This window comes from Rickettsiales bacterium (assembly GCA_033762595.1).
In the GTDB taxonomy this organism is placed as follows: domain Bacteria; phylum Pseudomonadota; class Alphaproteobacteria; order Rickettsiales; family UBA8987; genus JANPLD01.
In genome coordinates this window covers 1-21,735 of record JANRLM010000011.1, presented here as the reverse complement: position 1 = coordinate 21,735, position 21,735 = coordinate 1, and the positions used below count along the sequence as shown (strand labels likewise).

Annotated in this window: 17 protein-coding genes and 1 pseudogene; 14 read left to right on the top strand and 4 right to left on the bottom strand. The window is 33.5% G+C overall.

From position 1 onward, the window contains the following. The 4 genes from dxs to SFT90_00780 form a co-directional block, all read left to right on the top strand. Positions 1–1,428 (top strand): 1-deoxy-D-xylulose-5-phosphate synthase (gene dxs, locus SFT90_00795; GenBank protein ID MDX1949021.1); only part of this gene is annotated, 1,428 nt, incomplete at its 5' end. Positions 1,429–1,514: 86 nt separating this feature from the next. Beyond that, the gene (locus SFT90_00790; GenBank protein ID MDX1949020.1) at positions 1,515–2,840 is read left to right on the top strand and encodes an N-acetylmuramoyl-L-alanine amidase; all 1,326 of its coding nucleotides are present in this window, start codon (positions 1,515–1,517) and stop codon (positions 2,838–2,840) included. Further along, positions 2,803–3,768 carry an ABC transporter ATP-binding protein gene (locus SFT90_00785; GenBank protein ID MDX1949019.1) on the top strand — a complete coding sequence of 322 codons (966 nt, stop codon included), beginning with the start codon at positions 2,803–2,805 and terminating at the stop codon, positions 3,766–3,768. Before SFT90_00790 ends, SFT90_00785 begins: the two co-directional genes overlap by 38 nt. Before the next feature lie 3 nt (positions 3,769–3,771). Next, positions 3,772–4,323: a hypothetical protein gene (locus SFT90_00780; protein ID MDX1949018.1), complete on the top strand. Its 552-nt coding sequence runs from the start codon at positions 3,772–3,774 to the stop codon at positions 4,321–4,323. Between the two features lie 196 nt (positions 4,324–4,519). Here the strand turns inward: SFT90_00780 and putA are convergent, their stop codons facing one another. Beyond that, on the bottom strand, positions 4,520–7,558 hold the full coding sequence (gene putA, locus SFT90_00775) for a bifunctional proline dehydrogenase/L-glutamate gamma-semialdehyde dehydrogenase PutA (GenBank protein MDX1949017.1): 3,039 nt from the start codon (positions 7,556–7,558) through the stop codon (positions 4,520–4,522). A gap of 372 nt (positions 7,559–7,930) precedes the next feature. Here putA and SFT90_00770 point away from each other — a divergent pair, with 372 nt between their 5' ends. The 8 genes from SFT90_00770 to uvrC all read left to right on the top strand — a co-directional run bounded on the left by SFT90_00770 (position 7,931) and on the right by uvrC (position 17,171). Then, positions 7,931–8,884, top strand: a complete 954-nt coding sequence (locus SFT90_00770; GenBank protein ID MDX1949016.1) for a MoxR family ATPase — start codon at positions 7,931–7,933, stop codon at positions 8,882–8,884. Between the two features lie 56 nt (positions 8,885–8,940). After that, positions 8,941–9,822 carry a DUF58 domain-containing protein gene (locus tag SFT90_00765; GenBank protein MDX1949015.1) on the top strand — a complete coding sequence of 294 codons (882 nt, stop codon included), beginning with the start codon at positions 8,941–8,943 and terminating at the stop codon, positions 9,820–9,822. A gap of 2 nt (positions 9,823–9,824) precedes the next feature. Beyond that, positions 9,825–10,307, top strand: coding sequence for a DUF4381 domain-containing protein (locus tag SFT90_00760; protein MDX1949014.1), 483 nt, complete (start codon positions 9,825–9,827; stop codon positions 10,305–10,307). Positions 10,308–10,322: 15 nt separating this feature from the next. Then, entirely contained in the window at positions 10,323–11,327 is a 1,005-nt protein-coding gene (locus tag SFT90_00755; GenBank protein ID MDX1949013.1) for a VWA domain-containing protein, read from the top strand. After that, entirely contained in the window at positions 11,324–13,093 is a 1,770-nt protein-coding gene (locus SFT90_00750; protein MDX1949012.1) for a VWA domain-containing protein, read from the top strand. Before SFT90_00755 ends, SFT90_00750 begins: the two co-directional genes overlap by 4 nt. Positions 13,094–13,376: 283 nt before the next feature. Continuing rightward, positions 13,377–15,323, top strand: coding sequence for a BatD family protein (locus SFT90_00745; protein MDX1949011.1), 1,947 nt, complete (start codon positions 13,377–13,379; stop codon positions 15,321–15,323). A 9-nt stretch (positions 15,324–15,332) separates the two neighbouring features. Further along, positions 15,333–15,968, top strand: a complete 636-nt coding sequence (locus SFT90_00740; GenBank protein ID MDX1949010.1) for a GIY-YIG nuclease family protein — start codon at positions 15,333–15,335, stop codon at positions 15,966–15,968. A gap of 6 nt (positions 15,969–15,974) precedes the next feature. Continuing rightward, a complete protein-coding gene (gene uvrC / locus SFT90_00735) occupies positions 15,975–17,171 on the top strand; it encodes an excinuclease ABC subunit UvrC (GenBank protein ID MDX1949009.1) in 1,197 nt (398 codons plus the stop codon). A gap of 58 nt (positions 17,172–17,229) precedes the next feature. Here uvrC and rpmA read toward each other — a convergent pair whose 3' ends face one another. Both rpmA and rplU read right to left on the bottom strand, forming a co-directional pair. Next, positions 17,230–17,490 (bottom strand): 50S ribosomal protein L27, encoded by a 261-nt coding sequence (rpmA, locus tag SFT90_00730; protein ID MDX1949008.1) that lies wholly within the window; start codon positions 17,488–17,490, stop codon positions 17,230–17,232. A 151-nt stretch (positions 17,491–17,641) separates the two neighbouring features. Beyond that, positions 17,642–17,950, bottom strand: a pseudogene (rplU, locus tag SFT90_00725) (50S ribosomal protein L21). Positions 17,951–18,167: 217 nt separating this feature from the next. Here rplU and dnaN point away from each other — a divergent pair. Next, positions 18,168–19,310 (top strand): DNA polymerase III subunit beta, encoded by a 1,143-nt coding sequence (gene dnaN, locus SFT90_00720; protein ID MDX1949007.1) that lies wholly within the window; start codon positions 18,168–18,170, stop codon positions 19,308–19,310. Positions 19,311–19,324: 14 nt separating this feature from the next. Next, positions 19,325–20,140: a tRNA pseudouridine(38-40) synthase TruA gene (gene truA, locus SFT90_00715; GenBank protein ID MDX1949006.1), complete on the top strand. Its 816-nt coding sequence runs from the start codon at positions 19,325–19,327 to the stop codon at positions 20,138–20,140. Between the two features lie 209 nt (positions 20,141–20,349). On the opposite strand, the gene SFT90_00710 is transcribed toward truA, so the two are convergent. Beyond that, positions 20,350–21,735, bottom strand: a 1,386-nt coding sequence (locus tag SFT90_00710; GenBank protein ID MDX1949005.1) for an FAD-binding oxidoreductase, incomplete at its 5' end; no start/stop codon positions are given.

The window sequence follows — 21,735 nt, the reverse complement described above, 5'->3', positions numbered from 1 at the left end:
GCCTATGAAGCCCTAAACAACGCTGGTGATAGCAACTCAAAATTAATCGTAATTTTGAATGATAATGATATGTCAATCGCACCCCCAACTGGTGCGATGCGGGCTTATCTTGCGAAATTAATATCAGGCAAAACCTATAATACATTCAAAAAATTTGCATTAAAAGCAGTGAAACATCTGCCAAATTATTTTGAAAGAGCGGTTAAAAAAACTGAGCAAATTGCAAAAGATGTTGTGGTTGGCGGCAATTTTTTTGAGGAAATGGGCTTTGATTATATCGGCCCACTAGATGGCCATAATTTGGATCATCTGTTGCCAGTTTTGCGTAACATCAAAAAATCAAAAGATAAAAAGCCATATTTAATTCATGTGGTTACTGAAAAGGGCTATGGCTTTGAATCTCCGGAGGCTTCATCTGAAAAATTTCACGCAGTTCGCAAATTTGATGTTGAAACAAAAGTGCAATCAAAAGCAACGCAAGGGGTAAAAACTTACACTGAGATTTTTGCTGATACTCTTATAAAAATTGCAAAAAATGATGAGAAGATTTTAGCAATAACCGCCGCAATGCCAAGCGGAACTGGCTTAAATAAATTCGGCAAAGAATTTCCAGAAAGAACTTTTGATGTAGGTATTGCCGAGCAACACGCCGTAACATTCGCGGCAGGGTTAGCGTTTGAGGGTTACAAACCTTTCTGTGCAATTTATTCAACCTTTCTGCAAAGGGCTTATGACCAAGTTATTCACGATGTTGCAATCCAAAATTTACCTGTGAAATTTGCGTTAGATAGGGCAGGGCTTGTTGGTGCTGATGGTGCAACGCACGCTGGTAGCTTTGATGTAGCGTATCTTGGTTGCCTGCCAAATTTTGTTCTAATGGCTTCTTCTGATGAAATTGAGCTTGCGAAAATGATTGTAACGGCGGCAAATCATAATTCTTCACCCATCGCATTTCGTTTTCCTAGAGGTGAGGGTTTAGGGTTAGAAATTCCTGAAAATCTTGAACCACTTGAAATCGGCAAGGGTAGGGTGGTTTGGGATAATCAATCACCTGATGTAACAATAATTTCATATGGTGCGAGGCTTCAAGAAGTTAAGATTGCCTCAGAAAATTTAGAAAAACAAAATATTAAAACTGCAATTATTGATGCAAGATTTGCAAAGCCATTAGATGAAAATTTAATCAGAGAATTTGCTAAAAAATCAAAATTGATTGTAACTATTGAGGAAGGCTCAGTTGGTGGTTTTGGCTCATTCGTTGCAAAATTTTTAACCGATAATGATTTAATAAATGATAAAACCAAATTCCGCTCAATGGTGCTTCCTGATTTATTCCTAGACCACGACGATCCTTATAATATGTATGAAAAAGCAAACCTAAACGCAAAACATATTGAGGAATTGGTGAGGGGGTTCAATTCAAAATAACTTTAAGCTGAAGAAACTTTGTCAATAAAATTTGAAAATAGGTAAAATATAGTTTAATAATTAAGTTGAATTTATAATTTAGCCCTTTGCGTTCATTTCTATTTTTTACATTTTTTCTATGCATTTCAATGGTTTGCTATGCTGAAAGCAAGCCAAAATCGCAAACGCAAAGCCATAAAGAAAAATCACCCTTTGAAGCCGGAAAAACAGGCGTTGAGACTAAAATTGTGAAAAAGCCAGTTGTAAATAAGGCGATAAATAATCTTCCTACACCAAAATCATTAAAGGCTGAAGTTAAAACTGCCCCTAAAATTCAATCTATTTCACAGGAGTCTCTAAAAAAATTATCTCTGCCAATGCCAACAAGCCTCTCAACAATATATAGAAAAGTTGAGGAAAATGCCCAAGTTAGAATTGAAAATTATGTCAAAAAAACTGAAGAAATTATTGAAAGGGTAAAGCCTAAAACTAATATTCAACTTCAGCAAGAATCGCCTCAAAAAACTGATTCTGGGTCTGTTTTTGATCTTGTAAATAAATATAACGTTCCGCTAGAGCGTTTTGTAAAAGCTAAGCCAGAAAATAAAATTGTGAATAATTCAATTCAGCAAAAGCCAATTACAATGCCAATTATATCGCAACAAAAAATTATTACGCCACAAGTTGCTGATAGAATAACGCTTTCAGCACTTCCTTCAAAGCCAATTATTAAAAAGGCTCGTAAGGCTGTTGTGGTGATTGATCCCGGCCATGGTGGTAAAGACCCCGGTGCAACTGGCAAACTTGGAAATCGTGAAAAGAATATTGTTTTAGCTTATTCTCGTGCTTTAAGAGATGAGTTAAATCGCACGGGAAAATATATTGTCAAAATGACAAGGGATAATGATAGTTTTGTGCCTTTGCCTGACAGGGTAAAAATTGCTCGCCGAAGTGGTGGTGATATTCTGATTTCTATTCACGCTGATTCCAACCCTAATAAAGAAGTGCGAGGCTTTTCAATCTATACTATTTCTAAAGATAGGGCGGAAAGAGAAGCAAGAAAATTACTAGAAAAATCTGAGTATGAGGAGATTATAAGGGGTGTTCCACTTAAAGGAAAATCAAGAGATGTGAAGGAGGCATTGATATTTATTTCACAGAATGAAACGAAAGATATTTCAGATGAATTATCAAGAATTCTTGCAAAAAATATGGGCAAAAAAGCAAAGCCTCTACCAAAATCTAATCGGGAGGCAAGCCTTGCAGTTCTTACTGGTGCAGATATTCCATCAGTATTGTTAGAGCTTGGATATATGAGTAATATTTATGAAGAGAGGCTTCTTGCAACCGCTCAACATAAGCAGAAAGTAGTTTCTTCAATAGTTGCTGCGATCGATGAATATTTCAGAACTTATAATTATCTATTGGAGTGATATGAGCAACCTCGCAATTTCAATTTCTGATTTGAGGAAAATTTATTCTTCAAAAATTTCTAAGGAGCAAAAAGAAGCCTTAAAAAATATCTCTCTTGATATTGAAAAAGGACAGATTTTTGGGCTTCTTGGGCCTAATGGGGCGGGTAAATCTACGCTTATTAATATCATTGCAGGGCTTGTGAATAAAACTTCAGGCAAAGTTTTGGTGAATGGAATTGACCTTGATAAACAGCCAGAAAAACTTCGTGCGAATATAGGCATAGTGCCGCAAGAAGTTGTAATTGACCCATTTTTCAATGTTTATGATACTCTGGAATATTACGCTGGCTATTACGGAATTCGCAAAAAAGATAGGCGAACTGACGAAATTCTAAAAGCACTTTCACTAGAAGATAAAAAAGATTTCAACCCACGCAGGCTTTCAGGTGGTATGAAACGAAGGCTTTTAGTCGCAAAAGCACTGGTGCATAATCCGCCGATTATAATTCTTGATGAGCCAACTGCTGGCGTTGATGTTGAACTACGAAGCCAACTTTGGGAGTATGTTCGCAAACTTAATAAAGAAGGCACAACTATTTTGCTTACAACCCATTATTTGGAAGAAGCCGAGCAATTATGCGATAAAATTGCGGTTATAAATAAGGGTGAAATTATCGCAAATGATACAACAAAAAATCTAAAAGATAAGCTTGGCATTAAAAAAATATTTTTTCATTTCTCTGAAAAGCTTGAAAGTAATAATATTTTAGAGGGTTATGAGGTTATAAATAATGGTCTTGGAATTTGTATAACATATAAAAAAGATGATTTTCAATTAGATAAAATCATCAACCAAATTCAAAATCTAGGTGCAAAAATTAAAGATGTAAAAACTGAGGAATCTAATCTAGAAGATATTTTCAAAACTTTAGTTAAGGCTGCATAATTTATGATAAGTTATAGAGATTGGAATCCGAGGCTAGATAATGGCGATAAAACTTTAGAAGAGGTTAGAAAAACTTTGCCTGCCAACAGCCCCGAAGATATCAGCCAAATAGTAAAATTATTTGAAAATCCAAAATCACCATTCGCCTTAAAAGGTGCGGTTAACCTAGAACGCCACGATTGTATTCATATAGTTTTAGGTCGCGGTTTATTGCCACAAGATGAAGCTTTTGTAATCGGTTTTACCATGGGGACTTCAAAAAACATTAAGAAATATGAGGAGTTTATTTTCAAAACTGCCTCAATGTTTTTGTATCCAAAAAAATATCGTTTCTCAAGAAGGCATATGAAGGCTTATGATTTAGGGCTTGAATATGGCAAAAAATCAAAGGTTGAGAAGATTTATGAATTTCCTTTTGAAAAATATAACAAGGTTAAATTATCCGAAATTAGAAATAAAATCGGCATAAATATTGATGAGCTTAAAAAAATTTATCGCAGAGAGCAAGAAATTCTGCCAAATACAAAATCAAGTCTAAGGTTAGATGTGGGGTAGTTTTCTCGGAAGTATTCATTAATCATAGATTTAAGCTCCTTAACCGCAGATTGTCACCCCGCATTTATTGCGGGGTTAAATGTTGAAAATATTGCCAAACCTATGTTTTAATTTTGCAGTATAGTTTACCCCGCAATAAATGCGGGTGACACTCAAGGGAAAAAACATTGGTAGATATAAAAATCACTCACTTTTTCTACTTCAGCAACTCTAAATTTCCGCCGATGGCTGCGGTATTTTCAGTGATGGTGAATTCTTCTGCGAATCGCTTGATATAATTCACGCCACCTGCTTTAGGGCCTGTGCCAGAGAGATTTGCGCCACCAAATGGGTGGGTTTCAACCACTGCACCAATCATACTTCGGTTAATGTAAATATTACCAGCGTGAATGCGGGAAGTTACATATTTTATATAATCTTGAATTCGGCTTTGAATGCCGAATGTAAGGCCATAACCTGTGGAGTTAATTTCAGAAATAATTTTGTCAGTATCCTCTTTTTTGAATTTTATGAGGTGCAAAATTGGGCCAAAATTCTCTTTTTCTAAAACGGAAATTGAAGGAATTTCAATAATGGTTGGTTGTATTAAGAACTCCTTTTCATCCCCGTGAAAACGGGGATCAATAGATTCCCGCTTTTGCGGGAATGAATTAGAAATTGTAGCTATATGTTTCTCTAAATTTTCCTTCGCTTTAGCGTCAATCACAGGTGGAATTTCAGTTGAAAAATCTTGCGGATTATTAACTTCAAGCTCTGAAATTGCCTCCTTAAGAAGGGTGAGCATTTTATTATAAATTTCATCCTGAATATAGCAAACTCTGAGTGCTGAACATCTTTGCCCCGCTGAGTGGAAGGCGCTTTCAATGATGTCATCAAGGGTTTTTTCAAGCAGAATAGTGCTATCAATAATCATCGCATTTTGACCGCCAGTTTCTGCAACAAAAGTTGCAATAGCTGAATTTCTTTGTGCTAAATTTTGATTAATATTTCTTGCAGTTTGGGTTGAACCAGTAAATACTACGCCAGCGATTTTTTCTTGAGAAGTAAGTTTTGAGCCAATCTCACAGCCTTTGCCAAGCAATAATTGCAAAGCCGAATTTGGAATTCCCGCTTGATAGGCAAGTTTAACGGCATAATATGCGATTTTTTCTGTTTGCTCGGCAGGCTTTGCGATAACTTGATTTCCAGCGACTAAACAAGCGGAAATCTGCCCTAAAAATATCGCAAGAGGGAAATTCCAAGGGCTGATACAAACGAAAATTCCCTTGCCACGATAATTTGTAATTGTTGCCTCACCAGTGTAAGATTTTGTTTTCGTGGGAGTAAGATTTTTGCGAGCTTCACTAGCGTAAAACCTAAGGAAATCAATCGCTTCACGAATTTCACCAATGCTATCTTTTGCGGTTTTTTTCGCTTCAAAAACTAGAATATTAAAAATTTCTGCAGTGTTTTCTTCCAGTAAATCAGCAAATTTCTCAAGTGAAATACATCTTTCTTCAAGGGTTTTTGATTGCCAATCTTGCTGATTTTTATCTGCAAAATTAATTGCTATTTCAATATTTTCTTGAGATTTGGTTGCAATTTCTTTGCCCGCAAAAAGTGATTTTGCCTCAATAATATTTACAGATTTTTCATTCAAAAAAGATTTTAATTTTTCAGTGTGAATAATATTTCCGAGGCAATAGCCTTTTGAGTTTTTTCTTGGGTTGTAAAGGCTTTCAGGCAGAGGAATAAATTTACCTGTGTAGGTTTTGGTTTCAATTTTTGAAATCGGAGATTTAAGAATTTCATCAAGTGATTTTTCATTATCGGCCACTAAAGAAATGAAGCTATTATTCGCACCATTCTCTAAAATTCTTCTGATTAAATAAGGAAGTAAATCCTCATAAGAGCCAACTGGAGCATAAATTCTACAAGGGAATTTTGAAATCACTTGATTATACAATTCATCTCCCATTCCAAATAATTTTTGGAATTCAAATTTTTCAGTTTTATAACATCTAGCTAATTCTTGAATTGCTGAAACTGAATAGGCACTATGCGTAGCAAATTGTGGATAAATATTTTTGGATTTCATCAATTCCTCTGCACAAACCAGATAAGATAAATCTGTGTGAGATTTTCTGGTGAACACTGGATAGCCTTCCAAGCCGTTCATTTGGGCGTACTTAATTTCACTATCCCAATAAGCACCTTTCACAAGGCGAATTGGAATTATAATATTTTTCTGTTCAGCTAAAGAATTCAAAAATTTTATAGTTCTTAAAGCTCGTTTGCCATAAGCCTGCACTACAAAACCAAGACCATTATAACCAGCAAGGGCAGGGTGATTTATAAGCTCAAGATACAGCAAAAGTGAGACTTCCAAACGCCAAGATTCCTCAGCATCTATTGAAAGCCAAAGATTATTTTCTTTGCATAAAACCGCGATTTTTAAGATTTTTCTAATTAATTCATCTTTGATTTTTTCAAATTTTAGCAATTCATATTTTGGGTGCAAAGCCGAAATTTTAATGGAAATATTAGGGTTTTGAAAGATGTCATCAGATAATTTTCCTTCCCATTTTTCAATTAATTTTTTTGCACCATTAAAATAATTATTGAAGTAAATTTCGGCTTGGCTTTCTGTTCTTGCACCTTCACCGAGCATATCAAATGAGAAATTATAACCATCTTTAGTAAGGCTTTCTGCCTTCTTCAAGGCTTTATCAATATTGTTACCTATCACAAATTTGCCGCCAAGTAACTCAACGGCTTTTTTAAGAGCCTCACGAATGATAGGCTCACTGGCTTTTTCAAGGGAATTATTGAGTTTTCTAACTAATTTATTTTCAACTTTTGTTGGGGAAAGAACCTCCTCACTCAGTAAAAATGCGAAAGAGGAAATATTTAGCATTAAGTCAGAATCTTTTTTGAGATGTTCCTTCCAATTACCTTTTAAGATTTTATCTTTGATTAATTCATCAGCGTTTTTACTATCTGGAATTCTAAGCAAAGCCTCAGCTAAACAGAGGATTGCAACGCCTTCATAAGTATCAAGCGAGAATTCTTTGAGGAAGTTTTCAATGGTAAAACCTGATAGGTTTTCTCTAATATTTTGAACATAAATGCTCGCTTGCTCATAGATTTTCTTGGCTTTTCCTTTATAAAATCCAGCAAGATTGAGATAGTTTGAGATTAACTCATCTTCATCAGTGAATGCAAATTTTGAAATTTCTTTAATTTGTGGGTGCATAAAAATAACTAACTTAATACTAAATAAAAGAGGATTTATCCACCTAATCACCTATTGTCACCCCGCATTTATTGCGGGGTTAACTAGAACAAATTTTCTCACTTCATACCCGCGGAAGCGGGTATCCATTGACATATAGATTCCCGCTGGAGTTTACCCCGTGCTTGACACGGGGCGGGAATGAAAAATGGTGTGGTTGCATAAATTAAGTTCTTTAACCCCGCAATAAATGCGGGGTGACACTTGAGTGGAAAAAATAAAATTCTATAAAATCTAATTTTAATAAACACTTCCAAAATTACCAATTAATTTTTTTGCAAAAATTTTATCTATTGCTATAAATCTATTTGAAATAAAATAAATTAAAAGCAAATGAAGCTAGATAAAGTTAGAAAATATCTTGAAACTAGAATAATAGGGCAAAAAAGCCTTATTGATAATATGTTAGTATGCTTGCTTGCAGGTGGGCATTTGCTGATTGAGGGTATGCCGGGGCTTGCGAAAACTAGCGCTTCAAAATATCTTGCGGAAGCCGTAAATTCAAACTTCAAACGAATTCAATTCACACCTGATTTACTGCCTTCTGACATTACTGGCTCTGATATTTACATCAAAGAAAAAAATTCTTTTGAATTTTGTGCGGGGCCAATTTTCAATAATATAATATTAGCTGATGAAATAAATCGTGCGCCTGCAAAAGTTCAATCTGCACTGCTTGAGGCAATGGGCGAAGGGCAAGTTTCGGTTGGTTTGGAAACTCGGAAACTCCCTGATTTATTTATGGTTATTGCAACGCAAAACCCGATTGATCAAGAGGGAACTTACAATTTGCCAGAAGCTCAACTTGATAGATTTCTTATGAAATCAGTTATAACCTATCCGCTACCTTCTGAAGAACTTGAAATTCTGAGGCTTGCAACCAATAGCAAAAATTCAGAAACTAAATTGAACAAAGCAAACGCTATCACAACTATCCCAGAAATATTAGAGGCTAGGGCTTTGGCGAATGAAATTTTTGTAGATGCAAAAATTGAAAAATATATCGTTTCGCTAGTTACTTGCACTAGAAACCCAACGGATTTTTCTTCAGATTTAGCGAATTTGATTAGGTTTGGGGCTTCTCCAAGGGCATCTATTGCATTAATGAAATGTGCAAAGGCTTTTGCATATTTAGAAGGTAGTGAATTTGTTGCACCGCATCACGTGCAAGCAATCGCATATGAGGTTCTAAGGCATAGAATTCTGCCAAGTTTTGAGGCTGAGGCGGATAATATCTCTAACGATGATATTATTGATAGAGTTCTGCAAGTGGTTGCGGTTGGATAGATGATGCTTTGATGTTTCGAAGAATCGGATCATCGGATAATCGAAGAATCAAAAATATGTTATATCCAAATTTCAAACAGCTAATAAAGTTAGAAAGCCTTGCTAAGCTTATAAAGTTTGGCAATAAATCCAAACCGAGCAGTTTTTCTGCTGCATATAATTCTAGCTTCAAAGGGCAGGGATTAGAGTTTTCAGAGGTTAGAAATTATAATATCGGTGATGATATTCGTAAAATAGATTGGCGGGTTTCAGCCAAACTTGATGATATTTTCATAAAAATTTTCAATGAAGAAAAGCAAAGAAATGTAGTTATCGCAATTGATAAAAATGACTATATGAATTTCGGCACAAGGGGAACTTTCAAAAATATTGTTACCGCTAGAATTGCCAGTATTATTAGCTTTGTAGCTCACAATAATAAAGATAAAATTGGGTTTTACATTTTCGGTAATCAGCAAAATAGATTCAATTATCTTAAGCCTTCTGCTCATAAATTTAACATTTTTAGAGCGTTAAAAATCCTCTGTTCAAAGGAGGATTTTAACCAAAGTTACTCTATAGAAGGGGCGGTTTTTAACCTGAGAAGAATGGGCATTAAACCTGATATTTTGTTTATAATATCTGACTTTAGAAATATCAGTGAAGTATTTGAAAAGAATGTATTTTTACTAGGTGCAAAAACTCAAAAAGTTTTTATTAATATAAGTGATGATAGTGACTTTTTTATTCCCGATGTTGGTAAAATTGTTTTGAAATACGGCTTTAGAAGTTATGTTCTGAACAGCAGTGATAAAAGGGGAATGAAAAATTACCTCAAAAATTTTAATGAGAAGCAAGAAATGTTAAAAAAAATCTCTAACAAATTTGGAATAAAACTTATAAATATCAATACTAAAGAAGATGAATTTAAGGTTCTACTTTCAGGATTAAAAAAATAAAAATGGAAGATTTGCAGCAAATATTACTTGAGAGAATGCAAGATGTGGAGGGCATTACAAAGGTTTCCGCTTTTCCGCTTGCGATAGGTTGGTGGTTTTTAATTTTATTTTTTTTAATAGTAATTTTTTCTGTTGCAGCTTTTGAATATAAAAAATTTTTGTATAAAAAAAATTGGCGATATTCAATAAAGCAAGAGCTTCAGAAAATGCTTGAGAATTTTAATCCAGAAAATGCAAAGCAAATTTTAAGTGAATTTAATGAGCTTACTAAAAGGGTTGGAATGCAAATTTATGGCAGGAATGAAGTTGCTTCTCTTGAGGGCGTAAATTGGCTAAAATGGCTGAATGCAAGAGATCCAAAAAATTTTAATTGGGTTAAAAAAGGTAAGCTATTAATAGTTTATCCTTATATGCCAGAAGAAAAAATCTCAATGCAGAAAAAAGATTTTGCAACTCTTGTTGATGCTTTTATTGATTGGCTATAGATATTATTAGAAAATATGTTTCAGTTTGAAAATCCATTTGTTGCCATTTTGTTTTTAGTGCCGGTGATAGTTTATTTTTTATTTTCATCAGATGAAAAAAGAACTGGAAATCTGCCAACTATAAATAATCCAAACTTAAAATGGTTTGTAAAATCTTTTGGTAATAAAGGTAGTTTTAGTGCAAAAGTTGGTAAGTTTAATTTTTTGCTTTACATAATTTGGTGCTTGCTCGTGATTGCTCTAATGCAACCAAATTTTGCTACTAAAATTAGCAAAACAAAAACTGAAGGCTATGATATTTTAATTGCTGTAGATATTTCAAAATCTATGTCGGCTAATGATCTGGCAGAAAAATTTGGTCAAAATCGCTTAGATGTAGTTAAAAATGTTGCTAAAGAATTTATTATAAAAAGGGAAGGCGATAGAATTGGCTTAATTATTTTTGGTCAAAACGCTTATCTGCAAGCTCCACTCAGCCAAGATTTACAAGCAATTACAGAAATGTTAGATTTAGCTAACATTGGCATTGCTGGTGATGCCACTGCAATTGGTGATGCGATTGCATTGGCAGTCAAGACCTTTTCAAACAAGCCGAAATCTTCAAGGGTTTTGATTCTATTAACTGATGGTGCGAATACAGCAGGTATCATTGACCCGTTGGAAGCCGCAAACATAGCTAAAAATTTTAATATCAAAATTCACACTATATCGGTTGGAAAATCAGGGGTTATTCCAATAAAAATGGCTGATGGAAGTTTAATCTACGCCAAAATGGAAGTTGATGAAGATTTGCTGAATGAAATTTCTCGACTGACTGGTGGTACAAGTAATAAAGCAACTGATAGAATCGCATTAGAAAAAGTTTATAAGAAAATAAATGAGATGGAAAAATCAAAATCAGAAACTAATGAAGTTATAATTAGAGATGAATTATACATTTATCCGCTTGCGCTTGCGATGATAATAATGCTTGTTAGAATTTTATATAATTATAAATGGCGGAAATTTTTACTTAGATGAAGGAAGTTTTTGAAAATATTTTTGATGCGAATTTTCACTTTGAAAAACAAGATTTTCTGTGGCTTTGCCTTCTTGGATTGCTCTTTATTTGCTTAGAGTTTTTCCCGGGTAGAAGGCTATCCTTTTCTTTAGAAAAACTCAGGAAATTTATTGATAAACCATTAATAAAACATCTGCTTACTAAGGGAGATTCAAAATATAAATTGGTTTTTAACACTATAATAATTTCAATTGTTTGGTTGTTACTTGTTGTCGCAATTGCAAACCCTAGATGGGATTATACTGATATTGAGGCATTCCGACCTGATGTGAATATAGTTTTTTTGGTTGATGTATCAAATTCTATGAATGCTGATGATGAGATGCCCTCCCGTTTAACAAGGGTTAAGCAGGAAATTTTTGATATCACAAATAATATAAGCTCAGTAAATTATGCACTTGTGGCTTATTCACATAATGCATCTGTGATAACACCACTTACTGATGATGAAAAAATTATTAATTACTACGCTGGAATTTTGAACACGAATTTAATGCCAATTCAAGGTAGTAATATTGAGGCTGGGCTTGATGTTGCAACAAATTTATTATCTAAATATGAAAATGCTGTAAATTATATAATTTTAATGTCTGATGGTGAATTTACGAGTCAAATACCAACCCAAAAACTTACAAAAATTAAAGAAAAAATAAATTTAGTTTCTTATGGTTTTGGCACATTAGAGGGCTCACCAATAAGAAATATACAAGGTGATTTTATTAGAGAAAAAGGCAAGTTAGTTATTAGTAAAATTAATGCTGAAAATCTTTTTGAAATTTCTGGTGAAGAAAAATTTATTAAAGCAAATTACTTAGAAGATGATGTGAAGAAGCTGAAATCCTTTATTGATGGGGATATTATTAAGCAGGAATCAAAATACAAATCTCTGCGAGTTTGGAATAATAGATTTTATATCCCCTTGGCACTAGCAATGATAATTCTAGCTTTCTATTTTAGAAAAGGTGCGAGCTTTCCAGTTATTCTAATTTTAATTAGCTTTCCATATCATACTTTTGCTGAAAATATAAGCGAAGAAAATAGTTATGATGAATTAAAATTTGAAAATATTTTTAGTTGGGATTTTTTCAAAAATCGTAATCAAATTGCGGAAAATCGTTTCAAAACTGGTAAATATTCAGAAGCAAAAGATTTATTTTTAGATGATTATAATAAAGGTGTTGCCGCTTATAAACAAAGAAGCTTTTTTGAAGCTGAAAAATTCTTTAGTAATGCTTTAGAAAATAATTCTAACGCTTTGTATAATTTAGCTAATTCTCAATTAAAGCAACTTAAAGCGGAGGAATCCATAGAAAATTATAAAAAATTTTTAGAGAAAAATCCAAATCATCAGAAAGCAAAAACTAATTTAGAAATTGCACAGAAAATTCTGCAACAGCAGCAAATTAGCCAATCAAGAGCTATAAAAGAACAAGAAAATGAAGCTAATTTGCAATCCGAAGAAAATGCTCAAAAGCAATCAGAAACTTCCCAAGATGATAATCAAGAAGAGAGTAATTCTATAATTGATCAAGAATTAGAAAAAATCTTTGGCTCTAAAAATGATGATAAGACAAAACAAAATTCTTCTCAAAACGTAAGTAATGCACTAAAACTTGAAGCGGAAAAATTATTTCAAAAAATTTCTGGTGAGCCTTCTCAAATTCTTAAAAATAGAATATATTTAGAGCATAAAAACCAGAAAAATATTAATGAAAAACCTTGGTAATTAGGCACTGATAGTAAAGGTTAATAAAATTTGTTATGAGTCAAAAATTGCTATATACAAGGCAAAAAGTGTGTCGGATAGTTATTCATATCCGCAAACTTTTTAACGCCGTAGATAGCAATTTTTGCCATAACCTGAAAGGCCATTATTAATTTTGGCATATAACTTCAAGAAATTCTTCGGCAATATGAATAACTATTGCACTTGAATTTCTTTTGTTCTCTGACAAAATTAATTAAATGGCAAATTTATTAACCTTTACTATCAGTGCCTAGATAGAATTATGAAATTTTTTAATAAATTATTTTTTGTAAAAATTTTTATTTTTACTTTTTCCCTTTTATTTTTATTTGCATTTAATTCTTCTGCAAATGCACAGCAGGCAATATTTTCAGCGTATCTTGATAGAAGTGATATTTCAGCAGGGCAGAATTTTCAAATGAAATTAGAGCTTGTAAATGCGGAAGCTTTCTCTCAACCAGATGTTTCAGTTTTGCCAGCAGATATTGCGATAAAAGGAAAATCGCAAGAATCAATGATGCAAATTGTTAATAATGTTTCAACAAAGGTTACTTTTTGGGTTTATGATTTAAGTGCTAATAAGGATGGTGGCTTTGTAATTCCAGCGATTTCTATAAAAACGGATAAAGGCACTATTTATTCAAAAGCCTTCAAAATTCTAGTAAAGCCCTCAGAGGAATTGCCAGCAAGGCTTGAAAACAATGATATTTCAGTGGTTGCAAGTGTTGATAATAAATCTCCATTTCAAGAGCAGCCTATTTTATATCGCTTAAAAGTTATGTACAACACGCCCGTTGAGCAGGCGGATATTGTTAAGCCTACTTCAGATAACGCAACTATTGAGCAGCTTTCACAGCCTCAACAAACTAAAGAAACAATTGATAATGTTGAATATGAAGTTTTAACGATTGATTATGTTGTTAATCCTATAACTTCCGGTAGGGTTGAAATTGAGCCAGCAATTCTTAATGGTTCTGCGGTTAAGGAAGTTAAGCAAGAACGACCAAGAACAGCCTTTGATAATTTCTTTGACCCATTTTCAATGCTTGATTCAGGTATCTCGCTTGTTGAGAAAAAAATTCCATTCAGTATAGCTAGTGACAAGATTGTTTTAGATGTAAAACCCCCAATATCTGAGGTTGAGCCTTGGCTTGCACTATTTGACTTAAAATTAAGTAGCGAAATTATTGATTATAAAAATTCTCAAAACAATCAAAATTTGAAGGTAAAAATGGGCGAACCTATCAACCTTAAAATTAGTATGGTTGCACAAGGTAAGCCGGGGGATTTATTGCCTAATATTGAAAAATATATTCCAACTGATTCCTTCAAAGTTTATTCAGATAAGCCAGAAATAAAAACTGATGCTATTGCAGATACAGAAAGCTATGCTGAGAGTATTAAAGGTATTAAAACTCAGCTAATTACACTAATTCCTCAAAAAGCAGGAAATATTCAATTGCCAGAAATTAGGGTTAATTATTGGGATATTAAAAATAACAAACTCAATTATGCAATTATTCCAGCGAAAAATATTGAGGTTGAGGAGGCAAGCTCTTCATCTCTTTTAGAGGGGAGTAGTTTAGTAAAAGATAAAAGTGAATCTGGCGAGAGTGATGATTTAAGCAAATCTTCGCTTAAAGATAAGATTTTTGCATCTAACAATTTTTTTACTATAGTAATTATAATTTTAATAATAATTATAATTACTTTGTATAAAAAAGTTTCTGACCTTAGTAAAAATATTCACAGAAAAGGCTCGCAAATTAGGGTTTCTGAGAATTTGGAATCTAAGATTGCTGATACAACCTTAGCCAGTAGAAAAATTATTGATGAGCAAGAATTTCAATCCTACAAACCAGCTCAAAAAAATCTAATTCTAAAAGCATCATTTAGAGATTTAATTTTATCAGCAAGCACTTGCAGAGAGTTACGCCAAAAAATTAGGGAAATAAGCAGTTCAATTTCTGATATTTCAGAGAAAGCAACTGCAACTTTAATTGCACAAAAATTATCTAGAGAATATCAGCTAGAAAAGGCTTCATTTGCTAGAATTGCAAGTAAATTAGATAGTGCAATTTATTTGAAAAATGATGAAGAATTACAAAGCCTAAAACAAGAATTCGTTAATATTTTTGAAATTATTCAAGAAAAAATCAATAGCAAAAAGTCAGATGATAATAAGCTAACAAAGCTAAATCCTATCTAAATAAACTCTATGAAGGGTGTTGATATTATCAAAGATGCACTGAAAACAATGCCAGAAGATAGTGGCGTTTATAGAATGATTGGCGAAAATGATAAGATTCTTTACATCGGTAAGGCAAAAAATCTCAAAAATCGCGTTACAAACTATACAAATATAAATCAACTAACAACTCGCATCGCAAGAATGGTTTTTCAGGTGCAGAGGGTTGAATATACTATCACCACAACTGAAGCACAGGCCTTGGTTTTAGAGGCTCACTTGATAAAGCATAACAAGCCACCTTTTAATATTTTACTTCGTGATGATAAAAGTTTTCCATATATTGCAATTGATAATTCTCATCAATTTCCAAGAATTTATAAATATCGTGGGCAAAAAAATAAAGGTGTAAATTATTTTGGCCCTTACCCAACAGTTTGGGCGGTAAATCAAGCAATAAAGGCTTTGCAGAAAGTTTTTTTAGTTCGCCCTTGTGATGATTCTTACTTCAGAAACCGCAAACGACCCTGCATTGAATTTGAAATTAAAAGATGTTCCGCACCATGCGTTAATAAAATTTCCGCAGAAGAATACTCAATTTCAGTGCAGCAGGTGAAAAATTTTCTCTCTGGAAAATCTGATGAGTTTAAGAAGGAAATTCAATAAAAAATGATGCTCGCGAGCGATAAAATAGAATTTGAAAAAGCAATTTTTTATCGCAACCGAATAAATGCTTTATCTTCCATTCAATCTAAGCAACCAATTAACTGCAAAACCATTGATGAGGCGGATATTATCGCAATTTTCGCGAAAGGAAATTATGCGGTTATCCAAGTTTTTTTCGTCCGAAATAGTTATATTTTAGGCAATACCGAATATTTTCCAAAAAATGTCGAGGGCATTTCTTCCTCTGAAATTTTAGAGTTTTTCCTCACCAATTTTTATGAATCAAAGCCACTGCCAAAAAATATTATTATCTCTGAAAACATTGAAAACACTGATGTTTTAGAAAATGCTTTGGAGGAAATATCTGGCAATAAAACTGAAATTTTGTATCCACAAAAAGGTGAGAAAAAGGCTCTAATTGAAATGGCTCTTAAAAATGCTGAGCTCTCTCTTGATAAAAAACTCGCCGAAGAGGAAAATGCAATTTCAGTGCTTAAAAAAATTCAAACAATCTTTGGTATTGAAAGAGAAATTAAAAGAATTGATGTTTTTGATAATTCGCATTTATTCGGTAAAAGTGCGGTTGCCGGAGTTATTTCAGCGGGTTTTGATGAGGAAAATAAATGGGGTTTTCTTAAGAAAAATTATCGTAGATTCAATGTTGATTCTGGTGAAAAAGAAACTGGCGGTGATGATTTTTATATGATGAAGCAGGCTCTCGCCAAGCGATACGGAAAGATTGAAGATGAAAATGAAATCCCAGAATTAATTTTGATTGATGGCGGGGCAGGGCAGTTATCTGCTAGTTTAGAGGTTATTAAAGAGATTGGTTTGCAAGAAAAAACTACTTTAGTTGGAATTGCAAAAGGTGAGGATAGAAACGCTGGAAATGAGGAGTTTTTTATGGAAAATCGTGAGGCTTTTCGTTTAGAAAAAAACTCAGCAGAATTATATTTTTTACAAAATCTGCGAGATGAAGCCCATAGATTTGCAATCACTTCACATAGAAATAAACGCAAAAAAACTTTGGTGGGTTCAAGACTTGATGAAATTGAGGATATCGGCTCAAAACGCAAAAAGGCTTTGCTCCAATATTTTGGCTCAGTTAGAGCAATAGAGGGGGCTTCAATAGATGATCTTAAAAAAGTTGAAGGCGTAAGCAATAGCCTTGCCGAGCGAATTTATAGTTTTTTCAGGGGTTGAAAATAAAAAGCCCTTCCAATTTCAAAAAAACTGGAAGGGTTAATAAAATATTAAGAAATTATGCAGCTTGAGGGATTACAGAAACGAAAGTCCTATCATCATGCTTAGTTTCAAATTTAACTACGCCATCAATAAGCGAGTAAATTGTGTGATCTTTACCAATGCCAACATTTTTGCCAAGCTTCCATTTTGTTCCTCTTTGACGAACAATAATAGTGCCAATTTTAACCACTTGACCACCATATCTTTTTACACCTAACCTTCTACCCGCCGAATCTCTGCCGTTCTGGGTACTACCGCCTGCTTTCTTCGTTGCCATAGCTTTCTCCTCAATTAGCTTGATTGAACGCTTATACCAAGCAGACTTCAACTACGCCTTAGTTGTTTATTAAAAATAATTATTAAATCTTATATTCAGCCTTTTCGTTTATTTCGAAAGGTTTGAATTCTAAAATATTTGATTTCAAATTTTTACCGATTTCCTTGATTTTAAGAACAGTAACAAACTGCCTATGGCCGTTTTTTCTTCTATAGTTATGACGACGCTTTTTCTTGAAAACGATAATTTTTTCGCCTTTCTTTTGCTTGATAATTTCAGCAGAAACGCCGAAACCTTCAACAACTGGCTTGCCGATTTTAACATCAGCACCATCTTCAACTAATAAAACATCATTAAGAACTACAAGTGAGCCAACACCTGCTTCAATTTTTTCAACTTCAACTATGTCGTTTGGTTGAACTTTATATTGCTTTCCGCCAGTTTTTAATACTGCAAACATTTTAACTCTCTAATTTTTATTATGTAGGGCTGTGCCTTATGGATAAATTTTCAGAGGTTGTCAAGAAAATAATCAACATTTTAAAAAAATTTCCTAAATATTATTATAATCTTGCAGGTAAGAAACTACTATTATATAAAGAGTGCAATAGAAAATAATTTAGATTAATCCATAAATTATAATATCAAAATAAAACTATATATTTCAAGAGGTTAAAATGGCAGAAGCAGCAAAAAAGATTAAAAATGATTTCGCGTTTAATATTAATTTAGATAAAAATTCTTTTATTAAATCCCTCTCTAAAATCCAGTCTGTGGTTGAAAAACGCAATACTATTCCAATTCTTTCAAATGTTAAGATTGATGCGAGCAATAATATTGTAACCCTTACGGTTACTGATATGGATGTGCTTGCAACGCAGGAAATTGAGGCGAGTGTTAATCAAGGTGGCTCTTTAACCGTGCCGGCTCAAACGCTTTATGACATTATCAGAAAACTTCCAGAAGGGGCGCAAATCAACCTAGATGCTGATGTTAATTCTTCAAGGTTAATTGTTAAATCTGGCAGTTCAAAATTCAAATTATCTTATTTACCATCTGAAGATTTTCCTCAGATTTCTGAAGGTGATTTAACTCACAAATTCACTTTAGAAGTTAAAACTTTGCTTAAACTCATTGAAAAAACCAAATTCGCAATGAGTAATGAGGAAACCAGATATTACTTAAATGGAGTTTATTTCCACATTTCTAACGGAAAATTAAGGGCGGTTGCGACAGATGGCCATAGGCTTGCTTCAGTTGAAGTTGAAGCACCTGAAGGCTCACTTGGAATGCCGGGTGTGATTATCCCAAGAAAAGCGGTGAATGAATTGCCAAAACTACTTGAGGGTCAAGAAAAAGTAACAATTTCTATATCTGACTCTAAAATCAAATTTTCTGCTAATAAAATTGAGTTATTATCTAAAGTTGTTGATGGAACTTTCCCTGACTACCAGAGGGTTATTCCTGAAAATAACAAAAAAATTCTTACAACCAGCACAAGCACTTTGAAAGAAGCGGTTGATAGGGTTTCGACTATTGCAGTTGATAAAACTAAGGCGGTTAAAATTTCATTAAGTAATAATCAAATTAACCTGCATTCCCAAGGGGTTGAAGGCGGAAGTGGTGATGAAGATATCGCAGCAAATTATAGCTCGGAAGCACTTGAGATGGGTTTTAACTCTCGCTATATGTTAGAAATGCTAAATCAAATTGAAAGTGCAGAAGTTCAATTTGCATTTGATAATACTAATTCACCATCTTTAATTACTGATCCAACTGATAATTCAGCGGTCTACATCATTATGCCAATGAGAGTTTAATTTTTCTACCTTTTATGCCGAGATATAAAATCACGATTGAGTATCTTGGCAAAGGGTTGATAGGCTGGCAAAAACAGAACTCAGAAAATCAAGAAAGTTCGCTCATCTCTGTGCAATCTATCTTGCAAGATGCATTCTATAAACTAACTCAAGAAAAGCCTGAGTTAATTGTAGCAGGCAGAACTGATGCCGGCGTAAATGCTTTCGGCCAAGTTGTTCATTTTGATTTAGAAAAAAATTTTAAGGCCTTTAATATCCAAGAAGGGCTGAATGTTTATCTTATGAACAGCCCTGTTTCAGTCAAGAAAGCGGAGATTGTCTCAGATGACTTTAATGCAAGGTTTTCTGCCAATAAAAGGCATTATAGATATATAATTCTTAATCAAAGAACGCCTTCAATTTTGATGAAGGATAGAGCTTGGCATATCAAGAAACCCCTTGATATTGAGGCAATGAGGCAAGCAAGCGAATATTTAATTGGAAGGCACGATTTTTCTAGCTTTCGTTCAACGCAATGTCAGGCGAAAAATCCGGTGAGAAAAATTGAGGAAATTAGAATCTCGCAATCATCGCAAATGCCTATTTGGGCTAATAAAATTGAGGATAAAAATTTCTGTGAGCAATTTTCAGATAATTTAATTTTTATAGATATTTCTGCAAAATCTTTTTTGCATCATCAGGTTAGAAATATTGTTGGAACGCTTAAGGATATTGGTTTTAAGAAATATCCGCCTGAAAAAATGCAAGAAATTTTGGAGGCAAAAGATAGAACAAAAGCCGGTGAAACCGCCCCCGCCTGCGGTTTATATTTTGTAGGGGTGGAGTATTAGGGTGTTTAGAATAAAATATTTGAGCTATAGCTCTTATTGTCACCCCGCATTTATTGCGGGGTGAATCATAAAACAAGCTCAAAACTTAGGTTTTGAAATAATTTCAACCATTAACCCCGCAATAAATGCGGGGTGACACTTGAATGGAAAACATCAAGAATTTATATAATATATGTGTAGTAATTACTTTAATATTTTATAAATAAAATTTAAGTATTATATAACTCCTTATCAAAACCATTATTTCTGGGGCTGAGGATATTATTTGGATCGTGTTTCTTTTTGTAAGAAAGCCATTCTTGATAATATTCTTCCTGCGTAAATTTTTTATAAAGGCTTGCATTGGCAGTTCCAATGCCGTGTTCACTCCAGCAGCTTCCATTGTATTTTTTTGTGATTGAAAAAATTTCTTCCGTGATTTCTTGCTTCCAACTTGGGTTGATTTCTTTTTCTTTATTGAAAATATGCAGGTGGATTGCACCAATTCCGATATGTCCAAAAACTGCACCTTCCAAATTTTGGGAATTTATTTTAGAATAAATTTCATTAACAAAAGCCTCTAAATGCTTTATTGGAACTGCTAAATCAAGCGAAACCCTATTCAAATTAGCTTTGCCAAAACTATTTGCATATTTTGTGCTTGCACCTGAAATTGAATGTCGCATTTTAGCAAATTCTTCACCGCTTTCATTGGAATCTGAGCCAGAATAAGCGATATTATTTTCTGAAAATCCAAGATTTTTATTCAAAAAATCATAGGCTGCAAAGCCGATATAATCATCATTTTCATCACCGATAATTTGAAGCATTAGTAGGAATTTTGAATCAATCTCAGCCTCACTACTAAAGGGTTTGCCGGTTTCATCAAAAAATGGATTTACAAAATTTTCTGCTTCAAAATTCTTTATGATTTTAAGGGATAAATTATCCATAATTTCAAATTGTAAAAGATTTCTAGCAAAATTATTCCGCAAAACCTGCCTGATTTTATAGAGATTTGAAATACCATCTAATTTTAACAAAAAGTAATGACGAAATTTTGGCAGTTTTTTGGTTGCGAATTTAAGTTGATAAATCACCGCAAAAGTGCCTTGCGTGCCGATTGCACTCTCACCATATTGTGCTTTAGCGGAGTTAATCATCGCCTCGTTTTCATTAAAATTTTTTGGTTTAACTTCTCTTTTTTCGCATAAAAATTCACCATTGCCATTGATGGAATTTACCTCTAAAACTAAATCCGATGCTTTGCCATAAAGCAGGCCGTAAGTGCCGTGAGAGGCGTTTGCAACCGCTGCCCCCGCAGACATTCCGCCACCCACCCAAACAGCACCTGTATCAACTGGAATTTCAATTTCTGCAACTTCCAAAACATAATTGATTGTGCCAAGAGCAATTCCAGCTTCACATTCAACAGATGCATTTTCAAAATCTTTTTGCGAAAAGTTTTTATTTTTGATAAAATTTTCTAATTCTCCTCGCCAAATCTCCGCTTTTTTTATCGGCAATTTAATATCATTTAAGGCTGAAAAGTTAAGAGTTTCACAATTTTGTAGATTGATAGAAATTAATCTATCAAAATTATTCATATCTAAAAC